Source organism: Kribbella sp. NPDC058245 (assembly GCF_042882005.1).
Lineage (GTDB): Bacteria > Actinomycetota > Actinomycetes > Propionibacteriales > Kribbellaceae > Kribbella.
The window spans coordinates 161,246-180,315 of the sequence record NZ_JBHVWY010000006.1; the positions used below are offsets into that span (position 1 = coordinate 161,246).

Annotated in this window: 19 protein-coding genes; 10 read left to right on the forward strand and 9 right to left on the reverse strand. The window is 67.8% G+C overall.

Annotation, left to right across the window (positions count from 1 at the left end; translation table 11 throughout):
• On the forward strand, positions 1 to 388 hold a 388-nt coding region (locus ACFVWG_RS15805; protein ID WP_391544001.1), incomplete at its 5' end, for a hypothetical protein.
• A gap of 934 nt (positions 389 to 1,322) precedes the next feature.
• On the opposite strand, the gene ACFVWG_RS15810 is transcribed toward ACFVWG_RS15805, so the two are convergent.
• Positions 1,323 to 2,012, reverse strand: a complete 690-nt coding sequence (locus ACFVWG_RS15810; RefSeq protein WP_391544002.1) for a dienelactone hydrolase family protein — start codon at positions 2,010 to 2,012, stop codon at positions 1,323 to 1,325.
• A gap of 9 nt (positions 2,013 to 2,021) precedes the next feature.
• Entirely contained in the window at positions 2,022 to 3,242 is a 1,221-nt protein-coding gene (locus tag ACFVWG_RS15815; RefSeq protein ID WP_391544003.1) for an MFS transporter, read from the reverse strand.
• Positions 3,243 to 3,324: 82 nt separating this feature from the next.
• Here ACFVWG_RS15815 and ACFVWG_RS15820 point away from each other — a divergent pair, with 82 nt between their 5' ends.
• From ACFVWG_RS15820 to ACFVWG_RS15835, 4 genes are all read left to right on the forward strand, one after another.
• Positions 3,325 to 4,218: a LysR family transcriptional regulator gene (locus ACFVWG_RS15820; RefSeq protein ID WP_391544004.1), complete on the forward strand. Its 894-nt coding sequence runs from the start codon at positions 3,325 to 3,327 to the stop codon at positions 4,216 to 4,218.
• A gap of 123 nt (positions 4,219 to 4,341) precedes the next feature.
• Complete coding sequence (locus ACFVWG_RS15825; protein WP_391544005.1) at positions 4,342 to 5,412, forward strand: ABC transporter ATP-binding protein; 1,071 nt, start codon at positions 4,342 to 4,344, stop codon at positions 5,410 to 5,412.
• 10 nt (positions 5,413 to 5,422) lie between these two features.
• Positions 5,423 to 5,842: a protein phosphatase gene (locus ACFVWG_RS15830; protein ID WP_391544006.1), complete on the forward strand. Its 420-nt coding sequence runs from the start codon at positions 5,423 to 5,425 to the stop codon at positions 5,840 to 5,842.
• 33 nt (positions 5,843 to 5,875) lie between these two features.
• Positions 5,876 to 6,271, forward strand: a complete 396-nt coding sequence (locus ACFVWG_RS15835; RefSeq protein WP_391544007.1) for a RidA family protein — start codon at positions 5,876 to 5,878, stop codon at positions 6,269 to 6,271.
• Here ACFVWG_RS15835 and ACFVWG_RS15840 read toward each other — a convergent pair.
• On the reverse strand, positions 6,255 to 7,535 hold the full coding sequence (locus tag ACFVWG_RS15840; RefSeq protein WP_391544008.1) for an FAD-binding oxidoreductase: 1,281 nt from the start codon (positions 7,533 to 7,535) through the stop codon (positions 6,255 to 6,257). The genes ACFVWG_RS15835 and ACFVWG_RS15840 overlap by 17 nt on opposite strands.
• Positions 7,536 to 7,577: 42 nt before the next feature.
• Between ACFVWG_RS15840 and ACFVWG_RS15845 the strand changes: the two genes are divergently transcribed.
• Positions 7,578 to 8,558: a helix-turn-helix transcriptional regulator gene (locus tag ACFVWG_RS15845; protein ID WP_391544009.1), complete on the forward strand. Its 981-nt coding sequence runs from the start codon at positions 7,578 to 7,580 to the stop codon at positions 8,556 to 8,558.
• Here ACFVWG_RS15845 and ACFVWG_RS15850 read toward each other — a convergent pair.
• On the reverse strand, positions 8,548 to 8,949 hold the full coding sequence (locus ACFVWG_RS15850; protein ID WP_391544010.1) for a hypothetical protein: 402 nt from the start codon (positions 8,947 to 8,949) through the stop codon (positions 8,548 to 8,550). The two genes, ACFVWG_RS15845 and ACFVWG_RS15850, sit on opposite strands and share 11 nt — an antisense overlap.
• Before the next feature lie 83 nt (positions 8,950 to 9,032).
• Here ACFVWG_RS15850 and ACFVWG_RS15855 point away from each other — a divergent pair, with 83 nt between their 5' ends.
• The gene (locus ACFVWG_RS15855; RefSeq protein ID WP_391544011.1) at positions 9,033 to 9,656 is read left to right on the forward strand and encodes a MerR family transcriptional regulator; all 624 of its coding nucleotides are present in this window, start codon (positions 9,033 to 9,035) and stop codon (positions 9,654 to 9,656) included.
• Here ACFVWG_RS15855 and ACFVWG_RS15860 read toward each other — a convergent pair whose 3' ends face one another.
• Both ACFVWG_RS15860 and dnaB read right to left on the reverse strand, forming a co-directional pair.
• Positions 9,657 to 11,033 carry a hypothetical protein gene (locus ACFVWG_RS15860; RefSeq protein WP_391544012.1) on the reverse strand — a complete coding sequence of 459 codons (1,377 nt, stop codon included), beginning with the start codon at positions 11,031 to 11,033 and terminating at the stop codon, positions 9,657 to 9,659. It abuts the gene before it with no gap.
• 44 nt (positions 11,034 to 11,077) lie between these two features.
• Positions 11,078 to 12,934 carry a replicative DNA helicase gene (gene dnaB / locus ACFVWG_RS15865; protein WP_391544013.1) on the reverse strand — a complete coding sequence of 619 codons (1,857 nt, stop codon included), beginning with the start codon at positions 12,932 to 12,934 and terminating at the stop codon, positions 11,078 to 11,080.
• Positions 12,935 to 13,287: 353 nt separating this feature from the next.
• Here dnaB and ACFVWG_RS15870 point away from each other — a divergent pair, with 353 nt between their 5' ends.
• Both ACFVWG_RS15870 and ACFVWG_RS15875 read left to right on the forward strand, forming a co-directional pair.
• Complete coding sequence (locus tag ACFVWG_RS15870; RefSeq protein ID WP_391544014.1) at positions 13,288 to 14,610, forward strand: MATE family efflux transporter; 1,323 nt, start codon at positions 13,288 to 13,290, stop codon at positions 14,608 to 14,610.
• A 26-nt stretch (positions 14,611 to 14,636) separates the two neighbouring features.
• A complete protein-coding gene (locus tag ACFVWG_RS15875; RefSeq protein WP_391544015.1) occupies positions 14,637 to 15,131 on the forward strand; it encodes a hypothetical protein in 495 nt (164 codons plus the stop codon).
• 162 nt (positions 15,132 to 15,293) lie between these two features.
• Here the strand turns inward: ACFVWG_RS15875 and ACFVWG_RS15880 are convergent, their stop codons facing one another.
• The 3 genes from ACFVWG_RS15880 to ACFVWG_RS15890 are packed head-to-tail and all read right to left on the reverse strand — an operon-like array spanning position 15,294 to position 18,802.
• Positions 15,294 to 15,668 (reverse strand): DUF4913 domain-containing protein, encoded by a 375-nt coding sequence (locus ACFVWG_RS15880; RefSeq protein WP_376033766.1) that lies wholly within the window; start codon positions 15,666 to 15,668, stop codon positions 15,294 to 15,296.
• Positions 15,658 to 17,508 carry a type IV secretory system conjugative DNA transfer family protein gene (locus tag ACFVWG_RS15885; RefSeq protein ID WP_391544016.1) on the reverse strand — a complete coding sequence of 617 codons (1,851 nt, stop codon included), beginning with the start codon at positions 17,506 to 17,508 and terminating at the stop codon, positions 15,658 to 15,660. The genes ACFVWG_RS15880 and ACFVWG_RS15885 overlap by 11 nt, the downstream gene beginning before the upstream one ends.
• Positions 17,501 to 18,802 carry an ATP/GTP-binding protein gene (locus ACFVWG_RS15890; RefSeq protein ID WP_391544017.1) on the reverse strand — a complete coding sequence of 434 codons (1,302 nt, stop codon included), beginning with the start codon at positions 18,800 to 18,802 and terminating at the stop codon, positions 17,501 to 17,503. The genes ACFVWG_RS15885 and ACFVWG_RS15890 overlap by 8 nt, the downstream gene beginning before the upstream one ends.
• Before the next feature lie 79 nt (positions 18,803 to 18,881).
• Between ACFVWG_RS15890 and ACFVWG_RS15895 the strand changes: the two genes are divergently transcribed.
• Positions 18,882 to 19,049, forward strand: a complete 168-nt coding sequence (locus tag ACFVWG_RS15895; protein WP_391544018.1) for a hypothetical protein — start codon at positions 18,882 to 18,884, stop codon at positions 19,047 to 19,049.
• Positions 19,050 to 19,070: the final 21 nt, after the last annotated feature.

The following is a 19,070-nucleotide window of genomic DNA, read 5'->3' on the forward strand; positions in this document are numbered from 1 at the left end:
CTGCGGCCGACCCGGTACGGCGGGATGGTCGCTCGCCACTCCGCCTGCGGCCGACCCGGTACGGCGGGATGGTCGCTCGCCACTCCGCCTGCGGCCGACCCGGTACGGCGGGATGGTCGCTCGCCACTCCGCCTGCGGCCTGGCCGGTACGGCGGGATGGTCGCTCGCCACTCCGCCTGCGGCCTGGCCGGTACGGCGGGAGTGGTTGCTCGCCATTCCGTCTGCGGCCGAGGAGGTGGGTTTGTGGTTGCTCGCCGCTGCGGCCGATTTACAGTGGCGGGTGGCTGGCGCCCGGCGCGTGGCTGAGGGGGATGGATCCGTCGGCGACCACAGTGGGCGTTGCCTGAGCTTCCGGGCTGTGGTTGCGGTCGGTAGTGACGAGGCCTGAAAAGTGACTCGTTGTGGTGGGTTGCGGCGGACGCTCCCGCCCAGGCCCTCGCCCCCATCCGCATCTGATGGGTTCACCCATCGGCTTGTGGGTTCTGCACCCGCATGAGAGTCCAAAACCCACAACCTCATGGGGTAACCCATCAGATGGCGAGGCCCGGGGGTGCTGGGGGCTGCCGCGCCCGGCAGCCCTCGCTAATTGGTGGATTTTCGTCACCGAGTCCCCAAAACTCACCAATTAGCGCGACCGACCCCGCGCTGGGGGTCCGGCTGCTCGTTATCGGTGACTTTTTCGGCGCATGGACCCGAAAAGTTCACCGATAACGCGAAACATACCCGCTGCCGGTCGCCCCGCTCACTGGATGGAACGTTTTGTCCAAATAGCGACCAGAACCGTCTCCTCGGCGCAGATCTTGGACCCCAGCCACAACCCGGAAGCCCAAACAACGGGAACCGCGGTCACCGACCGAACCATCCCCCTCAGCCCCGCGCCGGGCCCCAGCCACCCGCCACTGTAAATCGGCCGCAGCGGCGAGCAACCACAAACCCACCTCCCCGGCCGCAGACGGAATGGCGAGCAACCACCCCGCCGTACCGGCCAGAGGCATCCCGACCCCCGCGACCCCACCATCCCCTAACCGCATTTGAACGGATATCCCCTGAAATGCACCCTTCTCCCCTCAAATTTTGACCGGAGAAGGGGCCATTTCAGGGGAGATCCCCTGAAATTTCGGGGGCGGAGGCGGGCATATGGGCGGAGGCGGGGGCGGGGCGGGCGTGGGGGTGTGGGCGGGGGCGGGGCGGGCGTGGGGGTGTGGGCGGGCATGTGGGCGGGGGTGTGGGCGGGCATGTGGGCGGGGGTGTGGGTGTGGGTGTGGGCGGCCGGGGGCGGGGCGGGCGTGGGGGTGTGGGCGGGGGGTGTGGGGGCGGCGGGGTTAGGTGGTGGTGGTTTTGATGAAGGCTAGGGCTTGGGGCCAGGCGAGTTTGTAGGCGGCGGCGTTGGTTTCGTTGCCGTGGCGGGACTTGTCGGTGAAGCCGTGCTCGGCGCCGGGGAAGTAGTGGGTGAACGTCGCGCCGGTCGTTCGCGACTGCAGGGAGGTCTGCAGGGCCTCGAAGTCGGCGTTGGTCACCATGGTGTCGGCGCTGGGGTAGCTCACCAGCGTCGGCGCGGTGATCGCGGCCGCTTCGGCGATGGCGTCGTACGTGTGGTTCGGCTTCATCTCGGATGGGATGGTCGGGTGGAAGGCGACGACGTTCGCCAGGCGGTGGTCGCGGGCGCCGAGCAGCAACGCGAAGCGGCCGCCCAGGCACCAGCCGATGACGCCGACCTGGTTGCAGCCGAGGTCGTCGACGAGGTAGTCCAGCAGAGCTTGCTGCTGGGCGAGCGCCCGGTCGTCGTCGAGCTGACCGCCCAGCGGGAACATCTCCTCGCGCGGCGTGTTGTCCGTGCTCTTGCCCTCGAACGGATCCCAGACCAGCGCGGTGATCCCGGCGACGGCGAGCTCGTCGGCCCACGCGCGGACCTGTTCGCCGATGCCGGTGATCATCGGCAGCAGTAGCATCCCGGCCCGGCCGACGCGGGCTAGATACGCGTCCTGGTCTCCAACTTTCACAGTCTCACCCATGGCGGGATCTTAGTGTTTGAGCATCCGGGGCACAGCCGCGTTCACGAGGATGAAGATCAGTACGGAGAAGATCAGTAGGGCGGTCGCCGCGGGGAGCAGCGCGATGCCGAGGCCGATCGCGAGGACGGGGAGCGCGAGACCGGCGTACGCGATCAGGAAGAGTGCGGCCAGCACCTCACCGCGCGAGCCCGCGTCGGCGAGGGAGGCGGCGGTGGCGACCGCGCCGCGGAAGACCAGGCCGACGCCGGCTCCGGCGATCACGCCGCCGATGACGAAGAGCGCGAGACTCGGGATCAGGCCGCCGACCGCGATACCGATCAGGCCGACGGACATGAAGACCAGACCGAGGCGTAGCTGGTTGCGGCGTTCCATCCGGACGAAGACGACCTGGCTGCCGGCTCCGGCGATGAAGACGGCGAAGGTGACGACACCCGCCAGGATGCGCGACGGCTGGTGCAGTACGCCGGCCAGGAAGGTCGGCGCGAGTGAGGTGAACAGCCCGAAGATCGAGAACGCCGCGAACGCGCCGATCGCACTCGCGAAGAACAGCGGCCTCGCCGCCGACGGCAGGGCGACACGCTGCGGCCGGTACGCCGGACGCTCCTCCATCCGCTCGACGGTCTCGGGGACCATGGCGATCCCGATCGCGCTCAGGAGCAACAGCACGAGGAAGATCTCGTACGGGCGTTCCAACGGAGAGCCGACGTACTGGGCGAGGATGCCGCCGACGAGCGGACCGAAGGCCAGACCGCCGAGGTTCACCATGCTGGAGATCAGGGCCGAGCGGCTCGGGTCCTCCGCCGGCCGGGCGATCTTGCGCAGTTCGGAGAGGTGCGCAGTGGCGGTCGCGGTCAGCACGCCGACGCCGATACCGGAGATGAAGCGCGCGATCAGCAGGCCGGCGACGTCCGGCCAGATCAGGAAGATCGCGGCCGCGACAGCCTCAGCCAGTACGGCGAGCAACGCGACTCGGCGTCGACCGAGCCAGTCGCTGACGTGGCCGGCGAGGTACAGGCTGACCATCACGCCGACCGCGTACGCCGCGAAGATGATCGTGATCAGGTACGTCGGGAATCCGTCCCGCCGCTGGTAGATCGCGTAGAGCGGGGTGGGGACCGTGGAGAACGCCATCGTGATCAGGAAGGCTGCCGCGATCACCCAGAAGCCCGGACCGTGGGTGAACCGCACCCGCGACTCGACCGGCCGGGACGACGTCAGTGTTGTGGACATATCAACAGAGTCCCTCGAATGATCTATCGAGTCCAACGAAAGTTCTTGCACTGTCTTATCGAGGCTGGCGATAATTGAACCTATGGACAGCCGGCAACTCGAGTACTTCGTCGCGGTCGCGGAGGAGCTGAGCTTCACCCGCGCGGCGCAGCGGCTGTTCACCGTGCAGTCCACGGTGTCGGCCGCGATCCGCGCGCTGGAGACTGATCTGCGGACGACGCTCTTCGATCGGTCGACTCGCCGAGTGACGCTGTCGACCGCGGGTGCGGCTCTGCTACCGGAGGCGAAGGCGGCGCTGGAGGCGCTCGACCGGGCGCGTTCGGTGGTCGAGGAGGCGTCGACCGGACTGCGCGGGAACCTCCGGATCGGCACGATGACCCGGCTGGGAATGGTCAATCTCGCGCCGCTGCTCGGTGCCTTCCACCGGAAGTATCCGTTGGTCGACGTCCAGGTGACGACGTCGCCAACCGGGTCGAGCGGCCTGGCCGACGACGTACGGCATGGGCGGTTGGACGTCGCCCTGCTCGGGTTACCGCCCGCGGAACTGAGTGGGCTGGACGCGCGCGAGCTGGCCGCGGTGCCGTTCGGCGTACTGGTGCCGCCTTCGCATCGGCTCGCCGGTCGGGCCTCGGTGACGCTCAAGGAGCTGGCCGGGGAGCGGTTCGTCGACATGCTGCGCGGGTTCGGCAATCGGCGGATGGTGGATCAGGCCTTCGAGCGAGCCGGGATCCCGCGGCAGGTGCAGGTCGAGGTGCCGGACCTGAGTGAGGTGCCGGAGTACGTCCGTGCCGGGCTCGGGATCGCCGTCGTACCGGACGTCGCACCGACGGTGCCCGATGTGGTGCATCTGCGCCTCAGCGAACCGGAGCTGGCGTGGACCTTGTCAGTGGCAACGATCGCCGGCCGGGCGCCGAGCAGAGCCGTCGTCGCCCTGCAGGAACTGCTCGCCGACGCCGCCCGAAGCGACCACTTCTGACTTACTTCACTCGGGAATGGATCTCCTGGTACGGCGGTTGTGCCGAATAGACACCCACATCCCTGGGGGCCTTTGCTACGGACCGTCCGGCACGTTCCTGCCGGCGAAGGAAGGAAGCGCGAGATGGCAACTGTCTCGTTCAAGGGAGCGACTCGGATCTACCCCGGCGGTGACATCCCCGCCGTGAAGCAGCTGGATCTCGATATCCAGGACGGCGAATTCATGGTGCTCGTCGGGCCCTCCGGTTCCGGTAAGTCAACCGCGCTGCGGATGCTGGCCGGGCTGGAAGAGGTCAACGACGGAGCGATCTACATCGGCGACCGCGACGTCACCAACGCACCGCCGAAGGAACGGGACATCGCGATGGTGTTCCAGAACTACGCGCTGTACCCCCACATGTCAGTCGGCGAAAACATGGGCTTTGCGCTGAAGATGCAGGGCATCCACAAGGAGGAGCGTGCGCGCCGGGTCCTCGAGGCAGCGAAGCTGCTGGGGCTCGAGGAGTACCTCGACCGGAAGCCGAAGGCCTTGTCCGGTGGTCAGCGTCAGCGCGTCGCGATGGGTCGCGCGATCGTTCGCAGTCCGCAGGTCTTCCTGATGGACGAGCCGCTGTCGAACCTGGACGCCAAGCTGCGCGTGCAGACGCGGACCCAGATCGCCGAGCTGCAGCACCGGCTGGGCGTCACCACCGTCTACGTGACCCACGACCAGGTCGAGGCCATGACGATGGGCGACCGCGTCGCCGTACTGAAGGACGGCGAACTGCAGCAGGTGGACACACCGCTGAACCTCTACGACAACCCGGTGAACAAGTTCGTGGCCGGCTTCATCGGCTCGCCTGCGATGAACCTGCTCGACGCCGAGATCGTGGATGGCGGAGCGCGCGTTGGCGACTACGTCGTACCGATCGCGCGCGATGTCCTGGCCAAGGCTGGGTCCGACAAGACGGTGACGGTGGGCGTGCGGCCGGAGGCCTTCCACCTTGCTGACGAAGGCATGCCGGTGAACGTTGCGGTGATCGAAGAGCTGGGGTCCGACGCCTTCCTGTACGGGACGGCCGTCCACACCAACCAGCAGATCATCGCCCGCATCGGAACGCGGCTGCACAACGACAAGGGAGCCGTCGTGCACCTCGCCGCGGACCCCTCGAAGCTGCACCTCTTCTCCACCTCGACCGAGGAGCGCCTCGTCTAGGGTTGGACGAATGTGGTCCAAGGGAGCACCCGGAGTGCTCGAACTGCCGTCGGGACGGCTAGTGCGCGGACGCGGTCTGCGCAACGGCCCGGCGGCAGCGCCGTTTCCGACGTACGGCGTGTACCTGCTCGGTTCTGAGCCGCCTGCCGTCGAGTGGGAGTCGCGGTGGTTGCGCTGGCCGGACTTCCGATTGCCCTCTGATCGCGCGCTTGCTCGCGAGGTCTTCGCAGAGGCGTTGGAGCGTTCGGGTTCCGAGCTCGTCGAGTTCGCCTGCGCTGGCGGCCGAGGACGGACCGGTACGGCGCTCGCCTGCCTCGCCGTACTGGATGGTGCACCCGCGGCCGAGGCGGTGGCTTATGTCCGCCGCAACTACAGCCGGCATGCGGTCGAGACGTTCTGGCAGAAGCGGTACGTGCGTCAATTCAGTTGACCCCGGCAACGGTGATCACGTTGGCTCGGTCGTGTGACGATCTCTCGCACGAACCCTGACGGACTGCACCCGACGCCCGGCTACCACCACGTGACCACCGTCCAGGCCGACACTCTCATCTACCTCGCCGGCCAGTGCCCGCTCACGCCATCCGGTGACCTCGCCGCCGGTGGACTCACTGGCCAGACCGCGCAGGTGATCGACAACATCCTCACCGCGCTCGCCGCGGCCGGCGCCGGCCCGGATGACGTCGTACGGACCGTCATCTATGTGAACAGCACGGACCGTGGCGAGTTGGCCGAGGTCTGGACCCAGTTGAACGAGTCTGAGCTCGCTCCGGCCTTCAAGTCGGCCAGCACGTTGCTGGGCGTGGCCCAGCTCGGGTTCGTTGGTCAGCTCGTCGAGATCGACGTCACTGCGGCTCTGTGAGTTCGTGGTTGGCGGCCAGCCGGCCAGTGGGGTCGTAGTGCTTGCGTAGGGCGGTCAGGCGCTGGTGATCGCCGGGGTTGAAGGCTTCGGCGAGCTCGGTCGGGGTGAGGTTGGCGTAGGTGAAGTTGAGGAAGCGGCCGATGGACTGCGCTCGCCAGGGCTCGAGGATCGCATCTTGCAGCTCTCGCGTCTCGCGCGTGCCGGGGGTGAGGACGGTGAGCGAGTACGTCGCTTCGCGGTGGCCGACGGCGTTGGGGATCGCGGGCTGGTGACGGAGTGCGCCGCCTAGGTGGCGGATGCCGATGACGGCCATCGCTTCCGCCCCTGGGCCGGCCAGCTTGGGCAGGGTCGCGAGGGCGTCGAGGTTTCGAAGCAGGACGTTCTGCGAGCGGTAGCTGTCGGGGCGTTCGGGCTCGGCGAAGATCTTGTCCGACTGCTCGTAGGGGAGTTCGCCGAGCGTGTCGAGGACCGGCGTACCGATGGCTCTGAGTGGCTCGATGACGTCTGCGCCTTGCAGGCTGGCCACCTGGAGTTGGGCGATGTACTTGCCACGGAGTGGCGCCGGGACCGCTGGGATCTCCGGGAACGGGATCATCGCGACCGCGGAGGTCACCTGGTCGGGCAGGTCTTGGGTCCACTCACGCCAGACCTCCACTGCGTTCGGGTACTCGGCGAGGTCGTAGTACAGGCTGCCGCCATACAGGGTCGGGACCTCGAAGAGGGCGATCTCCATCCCGGTCACGACGCCGAAGTTGCCGCCGCCACCGCGGAGCGCCCAGAACAGGTCGCCGTCCGCGTTCCGGCGAGTGCCGTCCGCGGTGACGAGCTCGATCCGGTTGACGTGATCGGCGGCGTACCCGAACTTGCGCGCCATCAGCCCGAGCCCGCCGCCGAGCGTGTAGGCGACCGCGCCGACGCCGGGAGAGCTGCCGGACAACGGCGCCAACCCGTACGGCGCGGTGGCCGTCAGCACGTCTTGCCAGGTTGCGCCGGCTTCGATCCAGGCGGTCTTCGCGGCTGGGTCGACGCGGACGCCGTTGAACCGGCGGGTCGCGATCAGCACGCCTCCTTTGATCCCGCGCGTCAGCCCGTGACCGGCGCCTTGGACGGCGATGCGGTGATCGTGGTCGACGGCGTACCGGACCGCCTCCTCGATCTCGGTCGCACTCGTGACCTCGAAGATCACGTCGGGGTGATGCGGGTCGAGCCGCTGGAAGCCGAGCCGGGCGTCGTCGTACTGCGGGGCTTGTCTCGTCAACATCATGATGCTCACGCTAGAGGCCCTTGCGGACTTATCCTGTCCGCAATGAGCGCGTGCAAGGAGATGCCCGGGCGGATGCTCCGGTTGCTGTCGCTGCTGCAGAGCCGGCGCGAGTGGCCCGGCCGTGAACTGGCCGAGCGCCTCGGTGTGACCGAGCGGACGGTACGTCGGGATGTCGAGCGGCTGCGCGCACTGGACTACCCGGTCACCGGCACCACCGGTACGGCGGGCGGCTACCGCCTCGGACCCGGTACGACGTTGCCTCCGCTGCTGCTGGATGACGACGAGGCGATCGCGGTCGCGCTCGGCCTGGTGAGCGCGGGCAGTGGTGGCGTGACCGGGATCGCGGCGAGCTCGATGAGTGCGTTGGCCAAGCTCACGCAGGTACTGCCCGCGCGGTTGCGACCGCAGCTCGCGGCGATGGGTTCCGCGGCGTCGTCGATCCCGCGCCAAGGCGCGCCGCAGATCGATCCGGACACCTTGGCGACGCTGGCCCGCTGCTGCCGGAACCACGAGCTCGTCGCCTTCGATTACGTGAGCCGGCGGGAGACACCGTCGCGGCGGCGGGTCGAACCCCATCAGCTGGTGACAGTGTCGTGGCACTGGTACCTGTTGGCGTTCGACCCCTCGCGGTCGGACTGGCGGTTCTTCAGGGTCGACCGGATCGGCTCGGTCAGTTCAGCGTTGCATCGGTTCGTTCCGCGTCCATTGCCGGCTGAGGACGCGGCGTCGTACCTGGTCGAGTCGTTCGCACAGGCGTCGTACCGGCATAGTGTCCGGCTGACTGTGCAGCTGCCGGCAGACGAAGTGGCGGCTCATTTCTACGGGTTCGTCCCGGGCCGGATTGCGCCGGCCGGGTCTGCTGCGTGTGTTGTCGAGTTCTCGGCCGAGACACCGTCACTGCTGCTGCAGCTGGTGGCCGGGATTGTTGCCTTGGGCGCCGATTTCACCGTCGACTCAGTGGCACCGGAGACCGCCTCGCTGATTGCCGACGTGGGTGATCGGTTGCAGTCGTTCAGGCCGTGATGAGTCCGATCCCCAACGTCAGCACGCCGATCGCGAGCGACGCGGCACCGATCCAGAGCACCCACAGGAACTGATTGGGTTGTGTGCGCCCCTTCCCTGCTGACGAGGCGAAGAAGCCGCCGGACATCAGGATTGCGGCGAGTGGGATGGCGATTCTGGCGATCCAGAGCGGTACGCCGCTCAGGCCGGTCTGATCGACGTACAGGAGTCCGACCAGGCTGAGGATCACCAGCACGCCGGCGTGCGCGTGGCCGGCCCGGGCGAACGACTTCTGGAAGTCCGTCATCGGCACCTGGCCCCGGACGATCTTGGTCATGAAGTAGCCGCCGAACTCGATCGTGACGATCGTCAGCAGGATGACGCCGGCGATGATCCGCGATACGTCGGTCATTTCGTCCATCTCTTCTATGGATAGCAGGGGTATCCGTTAATGGATACTGATACTATCCGTCGTACGGCGACGAAAGGCAAGCGATGCGGATCGGGGAGCTCAGCAAGGCGACCGGGATCCCGGTCCCGACGATCAAGTACTACCTGCGCGAAGGCCTGCTCGCCCCCGGCGAACTCACCAGCCCGAACCAGGCGTCGTACGGCGAAGCCCACATCCGCCGACTCCGCCTCATCCGCGCCCTCGTCGACCTCGCCCAGGTCCCGGTCGCCCAGGTCAAAGAGATCGTCGACTCCCTCGACGCCGACGACATCCCCCTCCACGACCAGATCGGCCGCACCCACCGAGCCCTCACCCCCACCCGCAAACCCACCGCCTCCCCCGAAGCCCGCGCCGCCGCGGAGGTCGAGGTGAACGCCCTCCTCACCCGCCGCGGCTGGACCGTAGAGCCCGAAGCCCCTGCCCTCACCACCCTCATCGAAACCGTCGCCGCCCTCCGCTCCCTCGGCCAGGACAGCCTCGTCAGCTTCCTCGACGCCTACGCCGAAGCCGTAGAACGCTTCACCCAACTAGAAGTAGAAGCCGTCTCCGCCCCCACCCGAGACCAACTGGCCGAATCCGTAGTCATCGGCACCATCCTCGGCGAAACCCTCATCGCCTCCCTCCGCCTCCTAGCCCACGAATCCACCTCCGCCAAACTCTGGCGCTAGTCATCGGATGCCTGCGTGGAATCGGATCTGGTCTGCCATGTTGGCGCGGAGGTTTACATGGGTTAGGTGGGTGCGGATGGCTTCGCGTTCGGTGGGGAGGAGGGGCTGGAAGGTGCTGGCTGAATGGAAGGTGAGCCAGATGGCGAGGTCGTCGCTGGCCGCGCGCACCAGTTTTTCGTCGGGGTCGCGCATTGCTTCGAGGTCGGCGCGGACTCGGTTCCAGGCGCCGAGCTGGTGACGGACCCGCCAGGCTGCGCGGCGGTGGTTGGGGTGGGGTGAGGTGGCTGCGGCGGCGACATCGTCGTACCGGATGCCGGGGGTGGCGGCGAGTAGGCGGGCGACGTGTTTGACGACGGCGCCGCTGGGGTCAGCGAGGAGGGTCAGCAGGAGGTGCTTGGGCGGCAGGTCGGTCGGCCAGAGGTGCAGGGCCGCTAGTCGCCGGCGTGATTCCGGACTCGTCAGAGCGGCGCGCGCCTCGGCTTCGCTGAGACGCTGCCCGGTCTCCCGCAGTCCGAGGAGAGCAGTCTCGTTGATCTTCCAGTGCGAGCGATAGAACTGCGCCGGGTCATGTCCAGCCCGGCGGTACCGCCAGCGCGCGGCCGTCTGGACTCGGCGGGATCGATCGAGCATCAGGGTCTCGACCTCGGACCGCTTGAACAAGTCATCCGTCCCGTCGAGCAACACGGTCAGCCGACCTTCGACGTACCGGGAACTGATCAGCCGCTCCTTCGCCGCGACCGGATCGATCGCCATCCAGCGCTCGACCAACTGCCGCCGCAACCACTGATCCGCCTCCACCTCCAGCCGCGACGCGACCTGATCAGAGTCGAGCTGCAGCATCACCCCGTCATACGCATACCGCCGTACGACGAGGTCGGGCTCTGCCAACAGATCCGCCAACTCAAACTGACCCCGGTACGACGTGAGCGCGGTCGGGCCGTGGACGCGATCCCGCATCCGCACGAGCACACCGAGCGCGACCACGTCCGGCCGACTCGTTAACCCAGTCAGCGCAATCCGCCGTACCGGCTCGATGTGATCGACCGCCCGCAACGCCAAACAGCGCGCAGCGACCTCACCCGCATGCGAGACCAGCAACTGCGTCGCGCGCTCTCGCAGATACCCATCCGCGTGCATCGAGGCCACGCAGTCGGTCAGCAGATCGCCCCGACCCACCACCCGATCCCAGTCAGCCCGAGCCCCCATCGGATAACTGGCGTGCCAAGACGACCACCGAGCCCGCTCATCAAGGCGCACCATGTCCGCAGGCCGCAACTGCCCCAACCACTCCAGCAGCTCACCCCGCGCGTCCACATCCGCACCCAAGCAAGCATCCCGAAGCCGCACCAGCGCGGCATCAGCTTCGTACGGCGTCATCACTCCTCGATGATCGCCGACCTCACACCGCCGACGCGAAGCCTTTAACTGTCGTGCGCCATGTCCACGAACCGCGAGTAGTGACCCTGGAACGCCACCGTGATGTCGGCGGTGGGACCGTTACGATGCTTAGCTACAATGAAATCCGCCTCACCAGGCCGCGTCGACTCCCGCTCGTAAGCATCCTCGCGATGCAGCAGGATCACCATGTCCGCGTCCTGTTCTAGTGATCCCGACTCGCGGAGGTCGGAGGCCATGGGGCGTTTGTCGGAGCGTTGTTCGGAGCCTCGGTTGAGCTGACAGATGGCGACGACGGGGAGCTCCAGCTCCTTCGCGAGGAGCTTGATGGAGCGGGAGAACTCGGAGACTTCGAGTTGGCGGGACTCGACTTTCTTGCCGGACGTCATCAGCTGGAGGTAGTCGATGATGATCAGGCGGAGGTCGTGGCGCTGTTTGAGGCGGCGGGCCTTGGCGCGGATCTCCATCATGGTGAGGTTCGGGGAGTCGTCGATGAAGAGCGGGGCTTCGGAGACTTCGCCCATTTTGCGGGCGAGGCGGGCCCAGTCCTCGTCGGTCATCTTGCCGTTGCGCATGTGGTGCAGGGGGACCTTGGCCTCGGCCGACAGCAGACGCATGGTGATCTCGTTGCGGCTCATCTCCAGGGAGAAGACGCAGGAGGTGAGGCCGTGCTTGATCGAGGCGGAGCGGGCGAAGTCGAGGCCGAGGGTGGAGTTGTGGGTGGGGATCATGGTCTTGCCGGCCAGGTAGAGGTGGGCGGCGTTGTCGACCTCGACGCAGCGGACGGGGACGCTGGGGACCTCGTCGATCCACTCGATCCGGCGGTCGCCCTCGCCGGAGAGCGCGGCGGGAAAGCCGTGCCCGGTGATCTGGCGCGGCGCCGACCCGGGGATCGGCGGTGTCAGTCCGGGACTCGCTGACATCGCCGTGAACAGGTCGGCGGTCGTGCAGACCACCGGGCGACGGCCGTCTTCGACGAGCCATTGGTGCTCGGCGTCGGCGACGATCGCGCTGCCGTCGGAGAACGACAGCCGGAAGCAGGGGCGGTCGACCATCACCTCGGTGGCCGCGACGACCGTGGTCGGCAAACCTTCGGCGTCGAGCAGCTGGTCACCGACGGCGACCTCGGCCATCGTGGTCCAGCCGGTCGGGGTGGGCAGCGGGGTGTCGAGGGCAAGCGCCTTACCCATGGCGGGGCGGGCGGCGACGATGATCATCTGGCCGGGGTGCAGGCCGTTGGTCAGCTCGTCGAGGTCGGTGAAGCCGGTCGGGACGCCGACCATCGAGTCGCCGCGGGAGTCGATCGCCTCGATCTCGTCGAGGGCGCCCTCCATGATGTCCTTCAGCGGCGCGTAGTCCTCGGTGGTGCGCTTCTCGGTGACCTGGTAGATCTCGGCCTGCGCCTCGTCGACGACATCGTCGACCTCACCCTCACCCGCGTATCCGAGCTGGACGATCTTGGTGCCGGCCTCGACCAGCCGGCGCAGGATCGCCTTCTCGCGGACGATGTGCGCGTAGTAACCCGCGTTCGCGGCGAGCGGCACCGAGGCGACCAGGGTGTGCACATACGGCGCGCCACCGATCCGGGCCATGTCGCCGCGCTTGGTCAGCTCGGCGGCGACGGTGATCGCGTCGGCCGGCTCACCCCGCGCATACAGGTCGGTGATGGCGTCGAAGACGGACTCGTGCGCCGGGCGGTAGAAGTCCGTCCCGCGCAGGGTCTCGATCACATCCGCGATGGCGTCCTTGGACAGCATCATCGCGCCGAGCACACACTGCTCCGCGGCCAGATCCTGGGGCGGCGTGCGATCGAACCCCATCTCGGGGTTGCGCTCCTCGCGGCCGCCGCCGTCCTGGCCGCCGCGGAACTCCGCCACGCTCACAATCCGACCTCCGTCGTTCGCCGCTGCCCCCGGACAGCCACCATTCGAACACCTGCTCGAACCATAGCTGCATCAACCGACAGAAATCTGCCGCGTGCCCATGTACCCAGGCACGCGACCGTACGCCGGTCTTGTCCCCAGGGGCCAGCCAGCCGTCCACAGGGGGTGTGGATGAACTGTGGGAAACCCCGGGAAGCCCTGTGCACAGGTTGGGAACAACCCTGTGGATATCTGCGGACAAGAATCTCCAGCAACGCTCTGACCTGCGGTTTCATCGGTGCACAACTGTGGAGAAGAAAAAGTCGCGCACCTTTTCACAGGGAACCCCACAGGCCGTGGGTAACCTCGCTCCAGTGAGCCGCAACCGCTGGGTCGGGGACCAGGATCGGGAGATCCTGCGCCTGGCCGTTCCCGCCTTCGTGGCCCTGGTCTCGGAGCCGCTGATGCTGCTCGCGGACTCCGCCATCGTCGGCCACCTCGGCACGCCCCAGCTGGCCGCTCTGGGCATCGCCGGTACCGTCCTGCAGACCCTCGTCGGCATCTGCGTGTTCCTCGCCTACGGGACCACCTCGGCCGTCGCACGCCGCATCGGCGCGGGCGATCACAAGGGCGCACTGGCTCAGGGCATCGACGGACTCTGGCTCGCGCTACTACTGGGCGTCGTACTGGCTCTGGCCGGCCTTCTCTTCGCGCCGCAAGCCATCAACGCGTTCAACCCCTCCCCCGACGTCGCCGACTACGCAGTGACCTATCTGCGCATCTCCTGCTTCGGCATCCCGTCCATGCTGATCCTGCTCGCAGCTACCGGCGTACTGCGTGGTCTGCAGGACACCAAGACCCCAATGGTCGTGGCGATCTCAGCCAACCTGGCCAACATCGTTCTGAACGTGGCTCTGGTCTACGGCCTGCACCTGAACATCGCTGGCTCAGCACTCGGTACGGCGATCGCCCAGACCGGAGCTGGAGTCGCACTGGTCGTAGTGGTGGTCCGAGGTGCCCGACGCGACGGTGCGAAGCTCAAACCCGACCTGCCCGGAATCCTCGCGTCTGCGCAGATGGGGATCCCGCTGATCGTCCGGACCCTAACGTTGCGTGCGGCAATCATTCTGCTCACCTTCGTCGCCACCGCACTCGGTACGACGTCAGTCGCGGCACACCAGGTCGCCTTCACCCTGTGGAACTTCCTGGCGCTGGCACTCGATGCGATCGCCATCGCCGCCCAAGCACTCACCGGCCGCGCACTGGGTGCCGGAGACGTCGCAGGTACTCGCTCCATCACCCGCCGGATGATGTGGTGGGGCCTATGGTCTGGTGTGATCTGTGGGCTCGCGCTCTGGGGCCTGCGCTCGGTCTACGTGCCGTGGTTCACCACAGACCCAGCGGTGCGCCACACACTCGCCGCAGTGCTCCTCGTCGCCGCCATCTGGCAGCCCCTCAACGGCGTAGTCTTCGTCCTGGACGGCGTACTCATCGGAGCCGGTGACGGCCGCTATCTGGCGATCGCAGGCGTCATAGCCCTCCTCCTCTACGTACCGCTCGCTCTGAGCGTGCTGTGGTTCGACGGGGGCATAGTGGCGCTCTGGTGGGCGTTCGGCGGGTTCATGCTGCTCCGGCTGCTCACTCTGGTCACCAGGGAGCGGCGGGACGGTTGGCTGGTCACAGGGGCTACCCGCTGACCCCGGAAATACGGCATCGTGGCCCCATGGCCGACAAGGACGACGAACTGGTCGAGGAGCGCGAAGAGGTCGAGCGGGCTGCGCACGAAGAGCGCGAGCTTGAGGAGGTCCGCGACCGCCGCGAGACGCTCGACGCCACGGCGGAGACCACCGAGGCCATCCGCCTCGCGGAGGCCAACGACGCCGCGAGCGCCCGGCACCGCGAGCTGGCCGACGCCGAACGGCGCCAGGCTCGCAGCGACCATGCCCACGGCAACCATCTGCTCGACGAGGCGGCCGCCCACCCGGACGAGCCCGGTGCCGACGCCACGGCCGCGGCAGGTCGCCGCTACCAGCGCGCCGGTGACCGCGAGGACAGTACAGCCGCGTACGACGACCACCTCGCCGCAACACCTCGTGAGCAGGCACCAGCCAGCGACGCCGCCCGGCGGCCCGCTCAGCCGCCGGAGGCGCGCAAGTTCGTCCAGCCTCGGAAGATCAAGAAGCGCGAGAAGAACTCAGGCCTGGACCTGGAGCTCTAGTGTCCTGAGGCAGAAGTTCGGCGAGTGCCGGAGGTGTCCAGGTGCGTGCATCGCAAGGCGGAGAAGCGTCCTCGATGCGGTGTTCATCGTGGACGCTTCTCCAACGCGGCGAGGTGCGTGCCTGGGCGGCTCCGGTGCCGTCGAAGTTTTGCCTCAGGACACTTAGATCCCGCGGACGTTCGGCTGGCGCTGGTCGAAGAACAGGCCGGCCGGCGGCTCCTCGACCGGGAGCGGCGGGATCGGGTAGTCGGTGTGCGTGCCCCGGCAGGCCGCGAACGGGCCGTCGGGGTCGAGCAGCGTCATCATGTGCGGATCCGCGTGGTCCCGCCACCAGACCGACATACCGGTCGCGGGGTCGAGCCGCAGGTGCTCCCAGGCGCGCCAGATCGAGTCCAGCCGGCTCAGTGCCTCGGCGTGCCGGAACCACTCCGGGCACCACACGTACTGCTGCCCGATCCGGCGTGAGTACAGGTAGATCAACCGGTCCTCGACGAACGCCGCGACATGCGGGTAGAAGAGTTCCTGCTCACCATCCACGACGCTGCTCCTCTGTCTGCTCCCACACCGGTACGCCGGTCGGCAGCGGCGGCGGACCGCTCTGCTGACCACCGGTCACCCACGGGTTCGCTCCGGCCCCGCCTTGCGACACCTGCGGAATCTTCGCACCCGGGTCGTACTTCGCCAACGACGCCTTGACCACTCCGGCGTCCGCACGGGTGAACCACGGCACGGTCTTCACCATGGTGGCCGGGATCCCGGACGGGAACACCACGGCCCGGCCGGGCGGCATCGACGCGAGGTCGGAGATCTCGAGGATGTTCTGCCGCTGCGTCTGCCGGCTGGTGCCGCGCTCGCCCTTGTTGTACGAGACCGAGCTGGAAATGATGTCGTAGTCGCCGATCAACTTGCTGAGCCGCTCGAGGAAGTTCGCGTCGGACGCGCCGCCGCCGTACACGCGGATGTTGGCCGCGGACCACAGCTTCTCCATGCCGTGCTCGCCCCAGCACTCCTGGCCCTGCGCCCACGACTGCAGGATCGTCATCAGCACGATGCCGCGGGAACCGAAGTGGCTGTAGAGGTCGGGCAGGTTCTTCCAGCGGCAGACGTTCGCCGCCTCGTCCAGTACGCCGACCAGCGGGTTCGGCATCCGGCCCATCGGGCAGCCCTTGGCGAACTCCTCGGCCGCCTCCACAACGGCGACGGTCAACGCGGTGACCAGCGGCCCCGCCGTACCGGCTCCTTCTTTGGAGAGGCTGTAGAGCGTGCCGCCCTGGCGGACGAACTCGTGCGGGTTGAACTGCGGACGGGTGTCGTTCGGCCCCTGTGGGATGACCCAGCGGGTCACCTTGCGGTTGACCAGGAACTGCGCGCTCTGCTGCGCGGTGCCGTAGACACCGGCGCGTTGCTTGTCCGGTGCGTTGATGACACCGGAGAGTGCGTCGGCCGACAACTGCAGACCCGGGGTGTTGCGCAGGATGCGCTCGGGCTCGTCGTTGCGCTGGTCCGCAAGCCAGGTGTAGACCTGCGTGATCGGACGCTTGGCCACCGCCGCAGCGAGCAGGAGGCCGGCCAGCAGGTCGGTACCGGCGGAGTCGAAGAACGCATCGGTCTGAGCACCGACCTGACGCTGTGAGGCGACGAAGTGCTCCGCCATCTCGCGTGCCTTGGTCTCGTCGGTGATGTAGGTCAGCGGGTTCCACCACCAGTTCGGCGGCTCCTCGCAGACCTCCTGCGGGTCGAACACCCACACCGGGCCCTTGTCGAGCCGCGGGCCGCGGGTGGCGTCCACGATGTCGCGCTTGTTCGAGGTGGCGACCACGGAACCAGGAGCGTCCAGAATCGCCGGTACGGCGCGCGACGTAGTTTTTCCTGTGCGGGGTCCCCAGATGTCGACGTGCATATCTTCCCAGGACCCGAAGACCTCGAGGTTGTCCCGGACGGTCCGGCCGATCAGGATGCCCGGGCCGGCGTGCCCGGCGCCGAGCCGGTTCGCGATGCCCTGCGCGCCCTCACGGGTGAGCTTGTAGATCTCGGACCGCTTCGACATCAGGAACGCCTGCTTGTCGACCCGGCCGACCGACTCCTGGCGGCGCCGGAGCAGGAACCAGACCGCGCCGGCGATCAGGATCAGCAGCACGATCTCAAGGATCAGTACGCCGGTCGCCGCGCCGGACCAGCGCAGCCGGCCCTGGATCAACTGGGACAGTGCGCTGACCGGGTTACCCGGTACGGCGCGCGTGCCGTCGATCGCGGCGGCGGCCTTGAGTGCACCCCAGACCCCGCCGACGATGACTGCGAAGAGCCCGCAGCCGATGAAGATCAGGACCGTCTCGACGGATAGTCCGCCCGGTCCGGTGGTGCGTTTGCCGTCAGCCATGGCTTCCTGTCTCCGTCCGTGCCGGCTCCGTCCGTGCGACGACCCGCGTGGTCGGGTCGGGCGGCGGCAGCATCGCCGGGTCGTCGAAGCTGTACTCCTCGACGACCTCCTCGGTCCCGTCCGCGGCGACCTCGACCTTCAACGGCCGCCCGTCGGCACCGGTCCGCCAGAGCTTGTTCGTGTCGTTGATCTCGCGCTCGACCGAGGTGAGGCCGACGTGCACCGGGATGCCCGGGCGGCCACCGACCTTGACCAGGAAGTTGCCTCGGCCGGGAGGCGCGGCCTCCTCGCCGGTGGCCGGGTCCCACGCGGGCGGGTCCTGCCAGCCGATGAGCATGTTCCGCTCTTCCTCCGACATCGGCACGACCTCGTTCAGGTTCTCCATCTCGGCGCGTGGCAGACCACCGCAGATGACCATGCCGGACCGCTCGACGAAGCCCTTGGCCTTCATCCTGTCCTCGGGGTGCTCGAGCGCGAGCAGGTCGGACATCGTGTGCGAGATCATCGCCATCCCGACACCACGCTGCCGGTTCAGTCGGGTCAGCGCGTCGACGCGGTCGACCAGACCACGCCCGGCGCGCAGCACCCGCCACAGCTCGTCGAGGATGACGAAGTAGTGCCGCCGCGGTTCGAGGCCGGCATCGGCCAGCGCCTGCGAGACCGCGACCGCACCGAACCCGTACGACCAGCAGGCCAGCAGTACGGCGGCCTGCAGGTTGGTCTCGGAGTCGTCGATGTTGGAGACGTCGAAGACGACCGGCCGGTCCATCTTCATCGGGTTGTCGGTCTGCTCGGAGAAGATCTCACCGAGCCGGCCACCGCCGACCAGACCGATCAGCGAGGCCTCCAGGCCTTCGGTGATCTGCCGGTAGCGGTCCAGGCTGCCGCGGTCCAGGGCCACGTTGCGGACCCGGTCCGGCGCGTCCTGGACCACCTTCAGCAGGTCGCGCAGCACCGGCGTACCGGTGTGGCGTTCGTCGAGGACCTTGAGCGCCTCGTCGATGATCGTCTCTTCGCGGTCGGTCGGCGGGGCCGAGCGCATGATCGAGATCAGCGCCGAGACCATCGTCTGCCGACGGCCGTGGGCGTCGGCCTGGATCGCCTCGCGGGCCTTGCCGGTCAGCCGGAGCGCGGCCTCGCGCGACTCACCCGGGTCGAGGATGTTCAGGTGCCCGCGGCCACGCCCGAGCTGGATGACCTGCCCGCCAAGCGCCTCGATCAGGTCTTTATAATCCGGTTTGAGATCGCCGAGAACTAATGGTTGAATACCATAACCGGCTAATCCCAAGGCCATTCTGCGGGTTATTGTAGATTTACCAAGACCCGGCTTTCCTAAAACAAACATTGACGGGTTGGAAATCAATTTGGCGCGCATGAACCAGCTGATCGGGTCGCAGCACATGGTGGCGCCGGAGAGGATGTTCCGGCCGATCGGTACGCCGACCATCGGGCTGCCGGTACCGGCCGAGAACGGCCACATGCCGCACACCTGCACCGTCGTACCGCGCCACTCCTGCGGAGCCTGGACGTACGTCGAGTAGCCGGCCGCCGGCCCAGCCCAG